At 46.9% G+C, this 18994-nt stretch carries 11 protein-coding genes, 1 pseudogene and 1 riboswitch; of the genes and pseudogenes, 6 read left to right on the top strand and 6 right to left on the bottom strand.

Features of this window, described 5'->3' with window-relative positions:
* Nucleotides 1–162 precede the first annotated feature (162 nt).
* Nucleotides 163–1527, top strand: coding sequence for a glycerol-3-phosphate transporter (gene glpT, locus IQR33_RS25435; RefSeq protein WP_005380199.1), 1365 nt, complete (start codon nucleotides 163–165; stop codon nucleotides 1525–1527).
* A 56-nt stretch (nucleotides 1528–1583) separates the two neighbouring features.
* Entirely contained in the window at nucleotides 1584–2639 is a 1056-nt protein-coding gene (gene glpQ / locus IQR33_RS25430; RefSeq protein ID WP_005380201.1) for a glycerophosphodiester phosphodiesterase, read from the top strand.
* A 92-nt stretch (nucleotides 2640–2731) separates the two neighbouring features.
* Here glpQ and dapD read toward each other — a convergent pair whose 3' ends face one another.
* From dapD to IQR33_RS25405, 5 genes are all read right to left on the bottom strand, one after another.
* Nucleotides 2732–3763, bottom strand: a complete 1032-nt coding sequence (dapD, locus tag IQR33_RS25425) for a 2,3,4,5-tetrahydropyridine-2,6-dicarboxylate N-succinyltransferase (protein ID WP_005391708.1) — start codon at nucleotides 3761–3763, stop codon at nucleotides 2732–2734.
* Between the two features lie 323 nt (nucleotides 3764–4086).
* A complete protein-coding gene (locus IQR33_RS25420) occupies nucleotides 4087–5070 on the bottom strand; it encodes a GGGtGRT protein (protein ID WP_193838113.1) in 984 nt (327 codons plus the stop codon).
* A gap of 23 nt (nucleotides 5071–5093) precedes the next feature.
* Entirely contained in the window at nucleotides 5094–5786 is a 693-nt protein-coding gene (locus IQR33_RS25415) for an iron-sulfur cluster assembly scaffold protein (RefSeq protein WP_193838112.1), read from the bottom strand.
* A 259-nt stretch (nucleotides 5787–6045) separates the two neighbouring features.
* A riboswitch (Fluoride riboswitch) is annotated at nucleotides 6046–6121 on the bottom strand.
* 156 nt (nucleotides 6122–6277) lie between these two features.
* Nucleotides 6278–6577 (bottom strand): YebG family protein, encoded by a 300-nt coding sequence (locus tag IQR33_RS25410; RefSeq protein ID WP_005380208.1) that lies wholly within the window; start codon nucleotides 6575–6577, stop codon nucleotides 6278–6280.
* A 128-nt stretch (nucleotides 6578–6705) separates the two neighbouring features.
* Nucleotides 6706–7632 carry a LysR substrate-binding domain-containing protein gene (locus tag IQR33_RS25405; protein WP_017636009.1) on the bottom strand — a complete coding sequence of 309 codons (927 nt, stop codon included), beginning with the start codon at nucleotides 7630–7632 and terminating at the stop codon, nucleotides 6706–6708.
* Between the two features lie 109 nt (nucleotides 7633–7741).
* Between IQR33_RS25405 and IQR33_RS25400 the strand changes: the two genes are divergently transcribed.
* The gene (locus IQR33_RS25400; protein WP_017636010.1) at nucleotides 7742–8716 is read left to right on the top strand and encodes a TDT family transporter; all 975 of its coding nucleotides are present in this window, start codon (nucleotides 7742–7744) and stop codon (nucleotides 8714–8716) included.
* Nucleotides 8717–8791: 75 nt separating this feature from the next.
* Here IQR33_RS25400 and IQR33_RS25395 read toward each other — a convergent pair whose 3' ends face one another.
* Nucleotides 8792–10615 carry a DUF3413 domain-containing protein gene (locus tag IQR33_RS25395; RefSeq protein WP_033905554.1) on the bottom strand — a complete coding sequence of 608 codons (1824 nt, stop codon included), beginning with the start codon at nucleotides 10613–10615 and terminating at the stop codon, nucleotides 8792–8794.
* Between the two features lie 252 nt (nucleotides 10616–10867).
* Between IQR33_RS25395 and recC the strand changes: the two genes are divergently transcribed.
* From recC to IQR33_RS34345, 3 genes and pseudogenes are all read left to right on the top strand, one after another.
* The gene (gene recC, locus IQR33_RS25390) at nucleotides 10868–14359 is read left to right on the top strand and encodes an exodeoxyribonuclease V subunit gamma (protein ID WP_193838111.1); all 3492 of its coding nucleotides are present in this window, start codon (nucleotides 10868–10870) and stop codon (nucleotides 14357–14359) included.
* A 327-nt stretch (nucleotides 14360–14686) separates the two neighbouring features.
* Nucleotides 14687–18361: an exodeoxyribonuclease V subunit beta gene (gene recB, locus IQR33_RS25385; RefSeq protein ID WP_193838129.1), complete on the top strand. Its 3675-nt coding sequence runs from the start codon at nucleotides 14687–14689 to the stop codon at nucleotides 18359–18361.
* Nucleotides 18361–18994, top strand: a pseudogene (locus tag IQR33_RS34345) (exodeoxyribonuclease V subunit alpha); the annotation flags it as partial. The gene recB and the pseudogene IQR33_RS34345, both read left to right, overlap by 1 nt.

Below are 18994 nucleotides of genomic sequence, written 5' to 3'. Positions count from 1 at the left end.
CATATAATTTACTGTATTTACTTATATTTAATCCATGTGCAACATTTGTCACAGAAATAAAATCCTAACTCCATACAATTCATGAACTTTCGAACGAATATTTATTTTGTTTCGTTCGCTCCTTTTGTGTTTTACCATCGCATACAAAATAATGAGGTTCCTATGTTTGGAATATTCAAACCTAAGGCGCACATTGATCGTCTGTCCCCTGGCAGCATCGATAGCACCTACTCTCGCCTCCGTTGGCAACTCTTTATCGGTATCTTTGTTGGCTACGCCGGTTACTATCTAGTTCGTAAAAACTTCAGTTTGGCGATGCCTTATCTTATCGAGCAAGGCTTTAGCCGCGGAGACTTAGGTGTCGCCTTGGCAGCTGTTTCCATTGCATATGGTCTCTCTAAGTTTCTAATGGGCAGCGTTTCAGACCGCTCCAACCCTCGCTATTTCCTTAGTGGCGGCCTATTGATGTCTGCATTAGTGATGTTTTGCTTTGGCTTTATGCCATGGGCGACTGGTAGCGTCACTGCGATGTTCATTTTGCTTTTCTTAAACGGTTGGTTCCAAGGGATGGGGTGGCCTGCTTGTGGCCGAACCATGGTGCACTGGTGGTCACGTAAAGAGCGTGGTGAGATCGTTTCGGTTTGGAACGTGGCGCACAACGTGGGTGGTGGCTTGATTGGTCCACTATTTATTCTTGGCCTGTGGGCATTTAACGATGATTGGCGCACTGCATTTTATGTTCCTGCATTTTTCGCCACGTTGGTTGCTGTGTTTGTTTGGATGACGGTTCGCGATACCCCTCAGTCTTGTGGTCTGCCTCCTATTGAAGAATACAAAGACGATTACCCAGATGACTATGACAAGTCCCATGAACAAGAAATGACAGCGAAGGAAATCTTCTTCAAATACGTCTTCAACAACAAACTTCTTTGGTCGATTGCAATTGCAAACGCATTTGTTTACCTAATTCGTTACGGCGTACTGGACTGGGCACCTGTTTACCTAAAAGAAGCGAAGGATTTCTCGGTAGATAAATCGTCATGGGCTTATTTCTTGTACGAATGGGCTGGCATTCCAGGAACACTATTGTGTGGTTGGATCTCTGACAAATTGTTCAAAGGTCGTCGTGCACCTGCTGGTATCTTATTTATGGTGCTAGTGACAGTTGCAGTGATGGTTTATTGGTTTAACCCTGCGGGCAACCCAACAGTAGATATGATGGCGCTTATTGCAATTGGCTTCCTAATCTATGGTCCGGTTATGCTGATCGGTTTGTACGCACTTGAACTCGCTCCGAAGAAAGCCGCAGGTACTGCCGCTGGTCTTACTGGTTTGTTTGGATACCTGGGTGGGGCAGTTGCCGCAAACGCGATTTTGGGCTACACCGTAGACCACTTTGGCTGGGATGGTGGCTTTATCATCTTAGTGGGTTCTTGTATTACTTCTATCGTGTGTTTGATGTACGCCTTCTTAGGTGAACGTGCGCACCACGAGCAAAAAGAGCGCGAGAAGGAAGCGCTAGCGTAATATTTATTTAAAGAGGCAGTGGAATACTGCCTCTTCGCTTTATCAAGGAAATAACAATGAAAACAAAGTCAGTATGTCTTACTTTTTTAGCACTTAGCCTCTCTGCTGGTGCGATTGCGAAGCCGCTTGTCATTGCGCACCGTGGCGCATCGGGCTACTTGCCTGAGCACACGCTAGAAGCCAAAGCACTTGCTTACGCAATGAAACCTGACTACATAGAGCAAGATGTGGTAATGACGAAAGACGACCAGTTGGTCGTGTTGCATGACCATTATCTCGATCGCGTAACGGATGTTGCGGAGCGTTTTCCTGATCGTGCACGTAAAGATGGTCGTTATTACGCGATTGATTTCACTCTGGCGGAAATCAAATCCTTGCGAGTTACCGAAGGGTTCAACATCGATGAGAAAGGCAACAAAGTAGCGGGCTATCCAACCCGATTCCCTATGTGGAAATCTGATTTCACCGTGCCGACGTTTGCTGAAGAGATTGAGCTGATCCAAGGCTTAAACAAAACGCTGGGTTATGACATCGGTATTTACCCAGAAATTAAAGCGCCTTGGTTCCATCGTCATGAAGGTAAGGACATTTCTAAAGCAGTACTTAAAGTCTTGAAGCAGTACGGTTACGGCTCTCAAGACGACAAAGTCTACCTTCAGTGTTTTGATGCGAATGAACTTCAACGCATCAACAGTGAACTTATGCCTGCAATGGACATGGACTTAAAGCTCGTTCAGCTTATGGCTTACACGGACTGGAACGAAACTATGGTGTACAAAGGCGACAAGGCAACACCATACAGTTATGACTGGATGTTCGAAGCCGACGGAATGAAGAAAGTAGCGAGTTACGCGGAAGGAATTGGACCTTGGAAGCCGATGCTGGTGGATGATAAGTCAACTAAAGACAATATCATCATCAAGCCGTTGATGAAGGCTGCAAAAGACGCTGGCTTGCAAGTGCATCCATACACGTTCCGCGCCGATCCAGGACGCATTCCCGCGTACACTGACAGCTTTGAAGGCATGATGGATGTGTACTATAACCAAGTAAAAGTGGATGGTTTGTTTACTGATTTCCCAGATAAAGCGGTCAGCTTTTTAAATCAGTAATCAGCACTCACTCACGCATTTTGCTTTAAGCTAAAAAATCCCCCAACAGTTTCCTGCTGGGGGATTTTTCGTAGGGCTAATTCACGAATGAATTAGTTGTTTTTATGCAGTTCGCTGTTCAGTTCAACCGCGCTCTTGTTAGCAAGACATTCGATTTGACCTGTTACAGAGTTACGACGGAACAGTAGGTCAGAAACACCAGCAAGATCGCGGGCTTTCACCACTTCGACTTCTTGACCAGCAGAATCTAGCATGCGCACTTTAGAACCAGCAGTTACGTACAGACCTGATTCGATAGTACAACGGTCACCCATTGGGAAACCAAGACCTGCGTTCGCGCCTAGTAGAGAGTTTTCACCGATAGAAACCACAACTTTACCGCCGCCAGATAGCGTACCCATGATAGATGCGCCGCCGCCGATGTCAGAGCCGTTACCAACCACTACGCCAGCAGAGATACGACCTTCAACCATGCTTACGCCTGTTGTACCCGCGTTGAAGTTGATGAAGCCTTCGTGCATTACTGTTGTGCCTTCGCCAACGTGTGCGCCAAGACGTACGCGAGAAGTATCAGCGATACGAACGCCAGTTGGTACCACGTAGTCCACCATTTTAGGGAACTTGTCTACGCAATCTACGCTTAGTGCACGACCCGCTAGGCGAGCTTCAATTTGACGCTCTGCTAGTTCAGGTAGATCGATTGGACCTTCGTTAGTCCATGCGATGTTGTGCAGTAGACCGAAGATGCCGTCTAGTACCGTGCCGTGTGGTTGAACTAGGCGGTTAGAGATAAGTTGAAGCTTTAGGAAGCCTTCAGCAACGCTTTGTGGTTGTTCGTCAGTTGCAAGGATAACCAGTACAAGTGGTTGTGCTGATTCTGCTGCTTTTGCTGCGAAAGATGCGTTTGCCGCATCGCCGTTTGCTTCAAATGCTGCTGCCAGTTCTGCGCTTTGTGCTGCAGAGATCTCGATAGCTTGGTTGCCTTGCTCGTAACCTGCTACTGCTGCTAGTGCGTTAACAAGCGCTTCGCTTGGGTTAAGAACTGGGTTTGGGAAAAACGCTTCGATGATTTTGCCGTCGCGGTTTTTAGTTGCCGTACCAAAGGCTAGAGAGAAGAAAGCCATAGTTGATCTCCATGTGTTGAGTCTTGTGTCTCGTCTGTTCACTGACAAGAAATAATTAAGTTGTCAGTCATCATAAAGAGAGTATTAGGGAGTTTAAAGAGGGGAAATAGATAAAGTCTGTAGATGGATACTTTTTGTCTTTTTAGAGATATGTTTGTCTGATGAGAAATGTGTCGCAAAAGCCTTCTCAGACCGGTTTGGGGTAAAGACACAGTGAAGTTGGAGAAGGGGGTATAGCAAAAATAAGGGGAGGACCGAAGTCACTCCCCCTACACTGGGTTTGTTGGATTTACTGGCTTTGGATAGTAAAGCGATAAATCGACTTAGAGGCTTAGCTCGCCGACCTCTACTGCAAGTGCAACCGTTGCCCCTACCATTGGATTATTGCCCATACCGATGAAGCCCATCATTGCTACGTGTGCAGGTACTGAAGAGCTACCCGCGAATTGCGCATCGGCGTGCATGCGACCCATGGTATCGGTCATACCGTAGGATGCAGGACCTGCCGCCACATTATCCGGGTGTAGAGTACGACCAGTACCACCACCTGATGCCACAGAGAAGTAAGGCATGCCTTCACGGTTACGTTCCGCTTTGTAGATACCTGCTACAGGGTGTTGGAAGCGAGTCGGGTTGGTTGAGTTACCTGTGATGCTCACATCCACTTGTTCTTTATGCATGATAGCCACGCCTTCACGCACATCGTCTGCACCGTAGCAAAGGATCTCACCACGTGGACCTTGGGAGAAACGGCGACGTTCTACTTCCACTAACTCACCAGTTTGGTAGTTGTATTGAGTACGTACGTAAGTGAAACCATTGATGCGTGAGATTAGGTAAGCGGCGTCTTTACCCAAACCGTTCAGGATCACTTTCAACGGATTTTTGCGTGATTTGTTGACGTTCAATGCGATTTTGATTGCGCCTTCTGCCGCTGCGAATGACTCATGACCGGTAAGGAAAGCGAAACAGCCACTTTCTTCATTCAGTAGACGAGCCGCCAATGCACCGTGACCGATACCCACTTGGCGTTGCTCTGCGACGCTGCCAGGTTTTGTGCAGGCTTGAAGGCCTTCACCGATGATGTTTGCAGCTTCTTCTGCTGTTTTTGCACCGCGGAAAATCGCCAAAGCAGTACCCAGTGTGTAGGCATCGGCAGCGCTTTCAAACGCGATAGGTTGAGTGTCCATCACCAGCGCTTTAGGGTCGATACCACGATCCATACAGTATTGGTAAGCCTCTTCCAGAGAAGAAAGTTGCATTTCGTCTAATGTGCGACGTACAGATTCAGTAATTGGAGTGTTCATAATCTCTTTCCTCTTGGTGGCAATTATTGTTGGCGTGGGTTGATGGTAGATACGGCTTCGTCAAAACGACCGTAAGTCCCCGTTGCTTTGTCTGCGGCTTCTGCTGCAGATACGCCTTCGTTGATGGCTTTCATCATCTTGCCTAGGTTGAGATATTGGTAACCAATCACTTCTTTGTTTTCGTCTAGTGCGAGTTTTGTTACGTAACCTTCAGCCAATTCCATGTAACGCACGCCTTTTGCTTTGGTTGAGTAGCTAGTACCCACTTGGCTGCGTTGAGTTTGACCGAGGTCTTCCAGTGCCGCACCAATTTCCAAGCCGCCTTCAGAGAAAGCAGATTGAGTACGACCGTAAACAAATTGAAGGAAGATTTCGCGCATCGCGACGTTGATAGCATCACATACCAAATCGGTATTCAGTGCTTCAAGAATGGTTTTGCCTGTTAGGATTTCTGCGGCCATCGCGGCTGATTGAGTCATGCCTGAACAGCCGATCGTTTCGATCAAAGCTTCTTCGATGATGCCGTTTTTGACGTTAAGGGTCAGTTTTGCTGCGCCTTGTTGAGGAGCACAAGCGCCAACTCCGTGGCTAAGACCAGAAATCGCGATAACGTCTTTTGGATTGATCATTGCGCCTTCAACAGGGATCGGTGCAGATGCATGAAGCTCGCCGCGTTGAATCGGGCACATTGATTGGATTTCGTGTGAATATTGCATAATGTTTTCCCAGTGTACGATATCCAGCCTATTTGTCAGTCCCAACGGCGTTGACTGCTCTTATTCGCTCCATCAAATAGAAAACTATGTTCAGGAGGTTCATGCGTTTGTCGCCTTGTTGAGTTAACAACTATTTTGGATATCTTTTTAATTTTTGAGAAAACAGGTGCGGGGTTGGAGAAGAGTTGAATTGCTCACTACAGAACTCTCGCTTTCACAACATAAGCGAAAGCACTTCCAACAGGGCTGACCTGTTTTCGTTTCTGTAGGAGTCATTAGCTTTAACAGCGGTTCGAATCTTTCGATTCCGGTGGCACCCCATCACCGGACCCATTTAGACTAGATCTAAGTCACACTAATCCGCAACATGAAATTTAGAGCAATTTGGGATATTAAATCGGTTCTTTATATTCTCAGAGATATATGGAGATAAACGGAAGGAATAAAAAAACGCCGCATAATGCGACGTTTTTTCTAAACAAATAAGAGGCTTATGCAGCGTCTTCTTGCTCGCTATCTTCTTCAACAGCTTCAAGCTTCTTTGCTTTTTTTGGTGCAGGTTTACGTTTTGCACCAAGAGCGTAAAGCACTTCTTCTTTGTTTTGCGCAAGGAACATTGCAAGATCTTCTTGCTTACCTTCGTCTTCTAGAAGTTCACTTTTACCCAGCAGTGAGAATAACTCGTCTGCCATATCCAGCATTTTGTCGTATGCGTCAGCTTCCGCTTTAGAGGTAAAAGTCATTTTCTCTTCTCCATTGCGTTCTACCACGTACTTGACGATTACAGCCATGGTTGGTCCCCTAATTTGGTGTATTGATACTGGCTTTTTATACAGTTTTTGACCAATCAAGTCTAGCGACAAGCCTCAGAATGAGAGACACGTACAACTAACTGACTAGCATTTAAACTATCTTGGTTTCACTTTGCGGATTTGTCCGCCAAAGGAAGGTTTGTTGGTCGCTCCCAATCTTGGCAAAATTCGATAAACGTTTTGAGCAATGGGCTTTGATATTTCTCTTTATGAACCAGTAACCAGAAGCGACGTTTCATATCTAAAGGCATGTCGAGCAGTTTTACGCGGCCGTCACGAATAGCAGGTTCTGCAGACAAACGTGACAAACAGCCCAAGCCTAACCCTGCCGATACTGAGTTGATCAACGCTTCGGTGGTATTGAGCTGAAAAGCTTCATGCCAATGTTCCAAGCGCGGCGCGACAACGCGCATAAAAAATTCGCGTGAACCAGAGCCTGCCTCTCGCAATATCCATTCACTGTTTTCTAGCTCGGTTAAGTTTACTGGCCCTTCGTGCGCGGCTGGGGAATTGGGCGCGCAAATCACGCACATTTCATCTTCGCTAAACTGGGTAGACTGCAATTCAGGGTGAAGTGTTTTGCCTTCAATGAGGGCTATGTCTAACTCGTAATCGGTCAGCATGTCGCAGATTTGTGCGGAGTTAGAAATGAACAGACTTTGAGAACGATGGTTCGTTTGCTGACGAAATTCGCTAAGCAAATAGGGCGCGACTTGGTTGCCAATGGTGTCGCTGGCACCAATGCGAAGTTGGCCCGATAGCGCTTGGTCACCATCGAAAATGCTCTCGATGTCCTTGGCTCGGTTGAGTAATTCATCCGCCAGTGGCAGTAGTTTTTGACCTTCTTGGTTCAAAATCAGTCGGTTATTAACACGATCAAATAAGTGATGGCCGATCTGCTTTTCTAATTCTGAGAGTGCCATGCTCACTGCGGCTTTCGATAAAAAGAGACTATCAGAAGCCGCTGTGAGCGTTTTGTGCTGCGTGATCGTCGTAAACACTTTCAGTTGTTTAAGAGAAATGTGACTTGCCATACCCCGCCGTTAAGTAATTCTGAACGTTTGTTTTAAATAATTAGATATATCGGAACGAAGTGCAAGCGTATTATACGTCTCATCAAGAGTGAGTCTGGTTGAGGTCATCATGATTCAAAGAACAAAAGCAAAAGTAATGGGAGCGCCAACTCCAATGGCGGGTTTGGCTCTTGGTATTGCAAGCTTGGGCTGGAGTTGGGAAAACTTCGCCGAATTACATGGCTACGGACAGTGGATTAGTGCGGGTATCGCGAGCATATTGTTGGCTATATTGGCAACCAAGTTTTTGCTACATAATCATCTATTGAGACAAGATCTTGCTCATCCGGTTGTGGGCAGCGTGGTTCCGACATTTGCGATGGGCACTATGGTGGTATCGAACTCTCTCGGCCATTTTTACCCATTAGCTGGCGATGCGCTTTGGCTGATTGCGGTGGTTTTGCACATCGTATTCTTGGTGAGCTTTGTTTACCATCGCGCCAAAGATTTTGAATTGCACCACATGGTTCCTAGTTGGTTTGTACCGCCTGTGGGTATCATCGTTGCGGATGTGTCTTTCTCTGGCAACCCTATGTTAGCACCAGTGGCACAAGGTGCATTGATGTTTGGTATGGTGGCGTACGCGATCATGTTGCCGATGATGATTTACCGTTTCATGTTTACCCATGAAATTCCGGATGCAGCAAAACCAACCATGGCAATTATGGCGGCGCCAGCAAGTCTATCATTGGCAGGGTACTTAACGGTCACTGCGACACCATCACCAGTGATCATCGCTATGCTATTTGGTATCGCGGTATTGATGACAGCCATCATATATCTCGCGTTCTTTAAATTGCTTAGACTGCCATTTAGCCCAGGCTATGCAGCGTTTACCTTCCCGATGGTGATCGGTGCGACGGCGCTGTTTAAAATGGCGAATTGGATGGAGTTGCAAGGATTGGCTGCGCACTATGTTCAACAAGTGCGAGGCTTAGCTGGTCTTGAGTTGATTGTGGCAACATTTGTTGTCTCTTATGTGGCTTTACAATACATCAACAACTTATTGATTCAGCCACGCTTGATGCACGCTCATCACGCTTAAATAGCAGATAGGAAAAAGCCTCTTGGTCTTACAACCAAGAGGCTTTTTTATTTCAATCGGCGTCGATGTTGGACACTAGCCTTTTTTGTAAAATCGCGACATCTCATCCAGAGAATGACGAATGATATCGACAGGAATTTTCTGTTCTTTCTCGACTTTTAACTGGCGATTCAGTTGCTGAGAGTGCCCGCCAGGGTTGACCACAAGCATCAGTTCTTTGCCGACCAATGCATAGTTGTAGTAGCTGCCTGCAATATACCAATCGCGAGAGGCAGAGCTATCAAACAAGTTATGACCAACGCTGTATGAACTCGTTGTGCCTTGAACGTCAAACAGCGTATTCATCATGGTTGGCACGACGTCAAAATGGGTCGTGCGGTAATCAACTTGCTCTGGCTGACGATTTGGCATGTACACGTAAAGAGGCACATGTACTTGAACGTCACTGTAGTTACCCGTGTGGCCCCAATAGTTCATCTTATGGTCGTTAAACTCTTCACCATGATCTGATGAAATCACCACAATGGTGTTGTCTAAGTCGACATTTTTCAGCACATCACCAATCAAGCTGTCGATGTAGTACAACGAGTTCTTGTATCGATTGTGGTAAAGCGAAGCGTCAAAATCGTTGTTGAGCAAAATGTGGTCAACGCGTTCCCAGTATGGTTTGAATTTCGCAAATTCAGGTTCAGGAAACACCGTGCCGTGGGCGGCATCGTAGAACAGAAAACCAAAGTACGGCTTGTCGCTGTCCTGCTTTTGGAACTCGATGAACTTGTCTGTTATCTGCTGATCGCGCTCGACAGTTGTTTCTCCAGTTTGTTTCAGGGTCAAGTCCGACACTTTTTTGAATACCGTGCGAGAAAGTGGCGGGCTGGTGAGCGGTGCTGAGCCAAAAATGCCCATGCGGTAGCCTTCTGCTTGCAGCGTATCCATAAACACAGGAGAGCGTTGACTTGCGTAAAAGCTTTCCCAGTAGGTCGCTGGCAAGCTGTAAAACAGGCTGAAAATACCCGCTTGAGTTGAGTTGCCGCCGCTCATATGTTGTGTGAAATTCACCGTTTTTTCGGCGAACTTGCTGACATTTGGCATGACTTCCGGCGTCGCATCACTGTAGCGCCACGCGTCAACCAAGATAAACAAAACATTGGGCTGTTTCTCTTTGCTTTGCACTTGAATCGGCGCAAGCGGGTAGTTGAGTGAGCTACGTTCAATGTTGGTTAACTCTACGCGGTTCTTCGATGCAATGTTCTCATCCACTAGGTCGTGTTTGTAAATAAATTTACGAGCCGTCAGCGGGTAGTAAAGTGGCCAGTTATTCGAAAACTGACTGACTTCATCGTCGTAAAGTGCGTTTTTGTACGCATGAATCATCTGCGTGCTAAGCAATACAGCAAACCAGACGCTGATCAAAACGAACTTAGCTCGGCTTTGTGCCAGTTGATTACTTACCCAAACGGTACAAGCGAGCCCGATCACCAGAACGGCAATTTCACTGATGAAGATTAGCCAACTCATCCACGAAATATCGAAGACATCATCACCACCTTCGAAAAACATACGGATTAATAGAGCGTTGATGTGAAGTTTGTATTGCTGAAAAACGAGAATATCGACTTTAAACATAATCAATAGACAGATCGCGATAGCGATCACGATGCCTTTGAATACTCGAGTCGGTAGAAAAGAGAGCAATAAACTCAACAACATAAATGGAAGAGCGATCAAGCCCAGCCAGCCATATTGAGTCGAAACCAAATAGTAACCTTGCAACAAGGTTAGCGGTTCATTCTGATTGTTAGACAACACAAAAGGATAACAAGCGATCGACAGGTACACTGCAAAGCAAGCAAAAAAAGCAATCAGCCAAGCGCTGTTGGAAGACAGTTTGCGAAACATACTTTTTGTTTGTTTATAAATTATGGGTAGAGGGAGTATAAAACAGTGTTTTTTATTATGGAATAGTTGCGACGAATGTCACATTTTGTATGGAAGTGTCAGACTTGATTGACATGTGAAAATTCAGAAGATTCATACTCTATTTGAGTGATATATAACCTTTTGTTTTTTCCGAACGCGAGATCACTGCGGGTTTAAATGGGGCTGTGCTAAGCTAGCTAACAGTTTCAATCGGCGCTCGGTATTCCCAATTTGTTTACTGTTTATCACTCCAACCAAGTTGACGTTCTTAAATCACTCCTTGTCGAACTGATTCGAATCAGTCCGCTGGAAAACCCGTTCGAAAAAGAACAAATTCTGGTTCAAAGTCCGGGCATGTCCCAGTGGCTAAAAATGGAATTGGCCAAAGAGTTTGGTGTTGCCGCGAACATTGATTTTCCGCTTCCTGCTACCTTCATTTGGGAAATGTTTACGCAGGTGTTGCCAGACGTGCCAAAACGCAGTGCGTTTAACAAAGAAGCGATGACTTGGAAGTTGATGCATCTGCTGCCGGGGCTTCTCAACCAAGACGTGTTTTCGCCGTTAGCGCAGTACCTCAAAGATGACAGTGATCACTCTAAGCTGTATCAACTGGCTGAGAAAATTGCCGATATTTTCGATGGTTACTTGGTGTATCGTCCGGAGTGGATCGCAAGTTGGGAAGCAGGGCAGAGTGTGCCAGAGCTGGAAGATGAGCATCCGTGGCAGCCGATCTTATGGCAAGCGTTGTATGATCACACTGTGTCATTAGGACAGTCTCCATATCACCGTGCCAACCTTTATGAGCACTTTATCGACACGTTAGAGAGTTTTAACGGCAATTTTGACCATTTACCCAAGCGTTTGTTTGTTTTTGGCATTTCTTCGTTGCCGCCTCGCTATATGGATGCGCTAAAAGCAATTGGTGAACACATCGACGTGCATCTGATGTTCACCAACCCGTGTCGTTATTACTGGGGTGAAGTTCGAGATCGCAAATATCTGGCTCGTTTGGCGGCGAAACATCGTCAGCACGTTGTGTGGCAGGACGATCACTCGGAAGTGCAAGGTGAAACTGAGCAACTGAAAGGATCACTGGAAGATAATGTGATCGATGAGCTGCACACCGATGTGGTCGGAAACAGTCTGTTGGCATCCATGGGTAAACTCGGGCGCGACAATATGTATTTGTTGTCTCAGCTGGAGTCTCATGAAATTGAAGCGTTTGTTGATGTTGAGCGCGACAGTCTACTCCATCAATTGCAAGCGGATATTCTCAATCTTGAAGAACATCAAGATGACCAACAGATTGAAAACAGTCATCACAAACAAGTGGTTCGCTTGGGTGATAAATCACTCAGCCTGCACGCTTGCCACAGCCCGATGCGTGAAGTGGAAGTGCTGCATGATCAACTATTGGCGATGTTCGATGCTGACCCAACGTTAAAACCGCGCGATATTATCGTGATGGTCGCGGACATCAACGCTTACAGCCCTGCGATTCAGGCGGTCTTTGGTAACGCACCGGGTGAGCGTTTTATTCCCTATTCGATTTCTGACCGAACCGCCGATCAAGAGAGCCCAATTCTGGCCGCATTTATGCAGTTGGTGAACTTACCCAATACGCGCTGTTTGGCATCAGAACTACTCGAACTTCTGGAAACTCCGGCGATATTAAAGCGTTTTGAACTCAGCGAAGATGATTTCTTACAAGCCAAACAATGGGTTGAAGAATCGGGAATTCGCTGGGGGTTGGATGCCAATACCGGACGCGAATTTGAACTGCCGGAAACCCGTCAAAACACATGGCAATTTGGTATTCAACGCATGTTGCTTGGCTACGCGATGCCAGAATCCGCAGGTTTGTTTGAAACCGAGCAAGGCAGTTTATCTCCGTACAACGAAGTGCAAGGCATGGGTGCAGAGCTTGCGGGCAAGTTGGCACACTTTATCCAACAAATTAGCACTTATCGCAGCAAACTTTCTCATGTTCAGACTATTGATGGTTGGCGAGAGACTTTAGTTTTACTGCTGGATGACTTCTTCTCAGTTGAGTTAGAGGGCGAAATGGCGCTCAAATCCATTCGCGATACGCTCAGCCAACTCAAAGAGCAATTAGCTGATGCCGCATTTGATGATGCGTTATCGCCGTCGATCATCAGCCAATATCTTCAAAACAAATTATCTGGCACACGAGTCAGTCAGCGCTTCCTGGCTGGTCAAGTGAACTTTTGTACCCTGATGCCGATGCGCTCTATTCCGTTTAGAACCGTATGTCTACTGGGGATGAATGACGGCGTGTACCCGCGTTCTATGCCGCCAGAAGGTTTTGACTTGATGACGGGAAGAACCAAGCCGGGCGACCGTTCGCGCCGAGATGATGACCGTTACCTATTCCTCGAAGCGATGTTGTCTGCACAGCAAACGCTCTACATCAGTTATGTTGGCCGTTCAATCCAAGACAACACCGAGCGAGTACCTTCGGTTCTGGTTTCTGAGCTGATGGAATACTGCCACCAAAACTATTGTTTAAGTGGTGATGAAGCGTTGCCCGTTGATGAGTCTGGCGACAACTTATTAAATGCGTTGGTGAATGCCCACGCTATGGTGCCGTTTAGCCCAAGTGCGTTCCAAGGCATGCACGCCAGCTACGCGAAAGAGTGGATTCCAGCGGCATTGACTCAAAGTAGTCAATCGCAAGGCTATGTTCGTCGTGATTTTAATCGGGCATTAGACGACTATATGTTAGGAGCGACGTTCCCACTTGAGCTCGACTTAGTCGAGTTGCAACGTTTCTGGCGCTTACCTGTGCAGTATTTTTTCAATCGTCGTTTAAAAGTAATCTTTGAACCGCCACTACCGGTGATGGAAGACGACGAACCCTTTGTTTTAGGTGGTTTGGAAAGCTATCAAATGCGTGATGAGCTGTTAGAAACCTTACTTGAAACGACATTGACGCAGCCAGAGAAAAAAGCAGAGGTGCTTAAACACTTTATGAGTCAACAGCGCGCGCAAGGCAAACTGCCGGTGGGGGCGTTTGGTGATATCGAGTTTGAAACCAACCGAGTTCAGGCGGAAGAGCTGGTGGACAAACTGGCGTTTTTATCTGGTGCGCCTCAAGACGATTTGGAAATCGACCTGACGTTTGACTCTTTGTTTGAGCGAAATGAAGGCGAAGAGAAAAACGTTCGCCTGATTGGTTGGCTGACTCAATGCTACCAATCCGGTTTGATTCGCTACCGAAGCGGTAAGATTCGAGCGCAAGATTACCTGGCTGCGTGGATCGATCACCTTGCCATGTCGGCGTCGGGTTATGCCAAGAAAACTCATCTGATTGGCTACGATCGTAAAGAAGGCGCGCTGCATTTGATCTACCCAGACATTGCCGATGCGCAGTATGCCAAACAGCTACTGACTGAATTAGTTCGCTTGTTCTTCGAAGGCATGACTAAGCCTTTGCCTTATTTCCCTAAAACGGCGTTGGCTTGTGTTGAAGCGGGCTTTAGCCGTGGTCAGTGGGTCGATGACGAAGAGAAATCTTTGAAGAAAATGGCTGACGCATTCAATGATGGTTTCATGAGCCCGGGCGAAGGCAATAATGCGTACATCTTTCGAATTTGGCCTGCTTGGAATGATGGGTTGGCCTCAGAAGTTCGTTTGCTGACAGCATTAGTTTTGCAAGGTGCGCGCTTAGCGGTTCAAGACGCTGATGACGTAAAAGCGTAATAAAGACAGTTGGATAAAGAGAAGGAAGAGTAGGGTGGCCGCCAGAAAATCATTATTTTTTGTAGGGCGTTCGCTGTACGGCCACAAGGTCAGAGGGACCATGATACTTTTGTTTAATTCATTTGAGTTGTGCCGCCAAAAAGGTTTGGCTTATCTCGTGGGGCGCATACTAACGGTACGTCTTATGGATAACCGTGAGAAAGATCTCACAAAGCTCTAAATTATCCAACTTGTTAAACATATTAATAGAATTTTTAACTATAGATCACATTTATTAGGTGATACGTCCTAGTAAATAATCCGGAGAGATTCAGCGTTATGGATCAAATGTCAGGTGCAGAGTGCCCTCTACATACGTTAGACCGCACAGAGCAGCCTCAACCAACGCCACTAGAACCGATGACGTTTCCTCTGCACGGTGCGAGGTTAATCGAGGCATCAGCAGGTACAGGTAAAACCTTCACTATTGCAGGTTTATATCTGCGTCTTTTGCTTGGTCACGGCAGCGCGGAAACTCGACATCGCGTACCGCTTACGGTCGACCAAATTCTGGTCGTAACCTTTACCGAAGCGGCAACTGCGGAATTACGCGATCGTATCAGGGCAAGAATCCATGATGCGCGAATCGCGTTTGCGCGTGGACAGAGTTCCGATCCGGTGATCCAACCTTTGCTTAATGAGTTTGACGATCACAAGCAAGCCGCAGAAATTTTATTGCAGGCAGAGCGTCAGATGGACGAGGCGGCGGTCTACACCATTCACGGTTTTTGCCAACGTATGCTAACGCAAAATGCGTTTGAATCTGGCAGCCGATTTAACAACGAGTTTGTGACCGATGAAAGTCACCTAAAAGCGCAAGTTGTAGCCGATTACTGGCGCCGCAATTTCTACCCGTTGCCATTTACCTTGGCTGGGGAAATTCGCCAGCTATGGAGCTCTCCATCTGCGTTGTTGTCTGACATCAGCAATTACTTAACTGGTGCGCCGTTAAGCCTTTCTGTTCCTGCAATGAAAGGCAGTTTGGCTGATCTTCATACTGAAAATTTGAAAAAAATTGATGAATTAAAAGCACAGTGGCGAGAAAGCCAAGATGACTTCTTAACGCTGATTTCAGATTCAGATATTAACAAACGTAGCTACACCAAAAAGTCTCTGCCGACGTGGTTGGAGGCGGTAAACGCTTGGGCTGCAACGGAAACTACAGGTTACGATTATCCAGACAAGCTGGAGAAATTCGCGCAAAACGTCTTGTTGGAAAAAACACCGAAAGGCAGTGCGCCGCAGCATGCGGTATTTGAAGCCATTGAAACATTTCTTGCCAATCCAATCAGCTTAAAAGCGCCACTGCTTGCTCATGCGATTGAGCATTGTCGTGCAATGCTGGCCAACGCGAAAAATCAAAAACAGTGGCTCTCTTTCGATGATTTGCTGACGCAACTTTCTGCTTCTATCGATACGGACGAAAGCGAGCTTTTAGCGGCGCGTATTCGTACTTTATATCCCGTCGCAATGATTGACGAGTTCCAAGATACCGACCCGCTTCAATACAGTATTTTCAGCCGTATTTATCTGAACAACCCGGAATGTGGTTTGTTTATGATCGGTGACCCCAAGCAGGCGATTTATGGCTTTCGTGGCGCAGACATTTTCACTTATATCAAAGCGCGTAACCAAGTAAGTGCCCACTATACGTTAGGAACCAACTGGCGTTCTAGCGCAGATATGGTGCAGGCGGTAAACCAAGTATTTGCTTTGCCAGACAGTCCATTTATCTATGATTCAGATATTCCGTTCTTACCCGTTAAGTACAGTCCCAATGCCGAAAAACGCATTTGGACTATGGGTGGCCAAAAGCAACCGGCGCTGACTTATTGGTTGCAAGAAGCGGATGATAAACCGCTACCAAAAGGCGAGTATTTGACTCGAATGGCAGAGGCGACCGCAAGCCAAATCCAAACTATTTTGACGCAGGCTCAACAGGGGCAAGCGTGTCTGGTGAATGGCGAAAAACAGAAAGCGGTTCAAGCGGGCGATATCGCAGTGTTGGTTCGAACAGGTAGCGAAGGTCGAATGATCAAACAAGCGCTAGCAGACCAAGGTATTGCCAGCGTGTACCTGTCTAACCGAGACAGTGTGTTTACCAGTTCAGTGGCGCAGGATTTACAGCGTTTGCTGCAAGCGGTGCTGACTCCAGAAAATGACCGTGCGCTGCGTGCAAGTCTTGCTTCTGAGCTGTTTGCCCTCGACGCAGCAAGTTTGGATGCACTTAATAACGATGAAGTGGTGTGGGAAAACGCCGTAAACGAATTCAAAGAATATCGCAAACTTTGGATTCAACGTGGTGTGCTACCGATGTTGCGCGCGGTGATCAGCAAACGCCATATTGCCGAGCGATTACTAGAAGAAGGCGCGAGTTCACAGGGTGAGAATGGTGAGCGAGTACTTACCGATTTAATGCACATCGGTGAACTGCTTCAACAAGCCAGTAATGAACTGGATAGCGACCACGGTCTGCTGCGTTGGCTCGCTCAGTCTATCAGTGATGCGGAAAACGGTTTGGGTGGCAGTGATGACCAAATCCAACGTTTAGAATCGGAACGTAACTTAGTGCAGATCGTAACTATTCACAAATCAAAAGGCTTGGAGTATGACCTTGTATTTCTGCCGTTTGTGTTCAGCTATCGAGAAGCCAGCGAAGCAAAATATTACGATGCAGCCAATGACCGTACGGTACTGGATATCACTGGCAACGATGCGTCCATGAAGCAAGCGGATAAAGAGCGTTTGGCGGAAGACTTACGCTTGATATACGTGGCACTAACGCGAGCTGTGTATGCGTGTTTTATTGGAGCCTCACCTTTGCGCAATGGTCGTTCGACCAAAGAGCCAACCGGCGTACACCGAAGTGCAATTGGCTATTTGATTCAAAATGGTCAAGAAGGTGGCATTAACGATTTGCACCAAAGGTTAACAAAGCAACAAGACGAGCTTGATTGTGTCGTTGTAGCCGATCCGCCGCAGCAACTCGAAGAGAAATACGTAGCGCCACAAGAAGAAATACACGATCTTAGCGCGAAAGAACTGCAAAACCCTATCGACAGAAACTGGCGCATCACCAGTTATTCTGGCTTGGTCAAGCAAGGCTCTCATCACGCCGAGCATGATGCCACGATTGAGATTACAGGTTTTGATATCGACTCATCTGAAGAGCAAGACGAAGCGGATTTGGTGGAGCCAGAGCGTTCTATTTTTACCTTCCCTCGTGGTGCGCGTCCGGGTACGTTCCTGCACAGCCTGTTTGAGGAAATTGAATTTACTCAGCCAGCCGCGACGGAAGAGAATACACAAATCATCCTTGGTTTGATGGAAAGCGAACAGCTCGATGAAGAGTGGTTACCCATTTTACAGCAATTGATTGATACCGTACTCGCAACGCCGTTGGATGGTAAGTCTTTGCTGCTGAATCAAAAAGCACCGTCGCAACGTTTGGTGGAGATGGAATTTTTGCTGCCGATTGAAGTTTTGTCTGCACCGGCGTTAAACCGAGTCATTCAACGTCACGATCCGTTGTCGGCGAAAGCGGGGGATTTAGGTTTCCAAACCGTGCAAGGCATGCTCAAAGGTTTTATCGACTTGGTGTTTGAACATCAAGGTAAATACTACGTGCTTGACTGGAAATCGAATCATCTTGGCGACGATGTGACGCACTACCATGGTGAGGCTCTGAAATCGGCGATGGCAGATCACCGCTACGATTTGCAGTACCAGATTTATGCGTTAGCCCTGCATCGTTTCCTACGCAGCCGATTGGCGAATTATCAATATGATCATCACTTCGGTGGCGTGTATTACTTGTTCTTGCGCGGTATGGATGGGCAGAGTGACCACGGCATTTTCGCCGCAAAACCAACTTTCGAGTTCTTACAAGAGATGGATCGTTTGATTGATGGTCAAGCACTTGAAGCGCGCTCAACTCAAGCCGGGCAGATGGAGCTACTTTAATGACGACAAATCACAATCTTCATTCTGGCCAAGATAGTCTATTGGTAGTGCTGGAACGCTTGGCGCACAAAGGCGCTATTCGTCAGCTCGACTACCAATTCGCCTGTTTTATTGATTCTCAAACGCATGATGAATCGTCGGACAGCCAAGCATTGGCGTTTATCGCGGGTGTTGTCAGTAGTGAGCTCGGCAAAGGACATATCTGTCTGCCTCTGTTCGATGCACAAGGGCAATCTACGGATTTAGCCAGTAAGCTAGGGCTGTTTGGTGAGTCGGCATTGGCGCTCAACACACAGTTGCAAGGCATAGACTGGATTCAAGTATTAAAAAATTCCACCGTGGTCGGCGCGCAAGGAGAAGCCTTACCGCTGATGTTCGATGGCGAGCGTCTGTATCTGCACCGCTATTGGCATTATGAAGTGACACTGGCGGAAAAGCTTAATCAGTTGGGTGCTGTAGTGAACTTGCAGCCGCAAGAGTTAGCGCGATTATCCGAGTTGCTCAACCATCTATTTGCGCGCCAATACCATTTTCTGTTTAACGCGTTAGGCAAAGCAGTAGAAGTGGGAAGCAGCAACCAAGTGTTGCGCCAGCAATTGGTGTGTGACCACCTTGACGTGGTCGCAAGCGAAT

Origin of the sequence: Vibrio sp. OPT46, from assembly GCF_015163535.1 — a bacterium.
GTDB lineage: Bacteria > Pseudomonadota > Gammaproteobacteria > Enterobacterales > Vibrionaceae > Vibrio > Vibrio alginolyticus.
The sequence above is the reverse complement of the archived record's forward strand: the minus strand, read 5'-3'. Positions and strand labels throughout refer to the sequence as shown.

Excerpts from the sequence above, each read along its gene's own strand:
- glpT (WP_005380199.1), top strand. The coding sequence starts at position 163 with ATGTTTGGAATATTCAAACCTAAGGCGCACATTGATCGTCTGTCCCCT.
- glpQ (WP_005380201.1), top strand. The coding sequence starts at position 1,584 with ATGAAAACAAAGTCAGTATGTCTTACTTTTTTAGCACTTAGCCTCTCT.
- dapD (WP_005391708.1), bottom strand. The coding sequence starts at position 3,763 with ATGGCTTTCTTCTCTCTAGCCTTTGGTACGGCAACTAAAAACCGCGAC.
- IQR33_RS25420 (WP_193838113.1), bottom strand. The coding sequence starts at position 5,070 with ATGAACACTCCAATTACTGAATCTGTACGTCGCACATTAGACGAAATG.
- IQR33_RS25415 (WP_193838112.1), bottom strand. The coding sequence starts at position 5,786 with ATGCAATATTCACACGAAATCCAATCAATGTGCCCGATTCAACGCGGC.
- IQR33_RS25410 (WP_005380208.1), bottom strand. The coding sequence starts at position 6,577 with ATGGCTGTAATCGTCAAGTACGTGGTAGAACGCAATGGAGAAGAGAAA.
- IQR33_RS25405 (WP_017636009.1), bottom strand. The coding sequence starts at position 7,632 with ATGGCAAGTCACATTTCTCTTAAACAACTGAAAGTGTTTACGACGATC.
- IQR33_RS25400 (WP_017636010.1), top strand. The coding sequence starts at position 7,742 with ATGATTCAAAGAACAAAAGCAAAAGTAATGGGAGCGCCAACTCCAATG.
- IQR33_RS25395 (WP_033905554.1), bottom strand. The coding sequence starts at position 10,615 with ATGTTTCGCAAACTGTCTTCCAACAGCGCTTGGCTGATTGCTTTTTTT.
- recB (WP_193838129.1), top strand. The coding sequence starts at position 14,687 with ATGTCAGGTGCAGAGTGCCCTCTACATACGTTAGACCGCACAGAGCAG.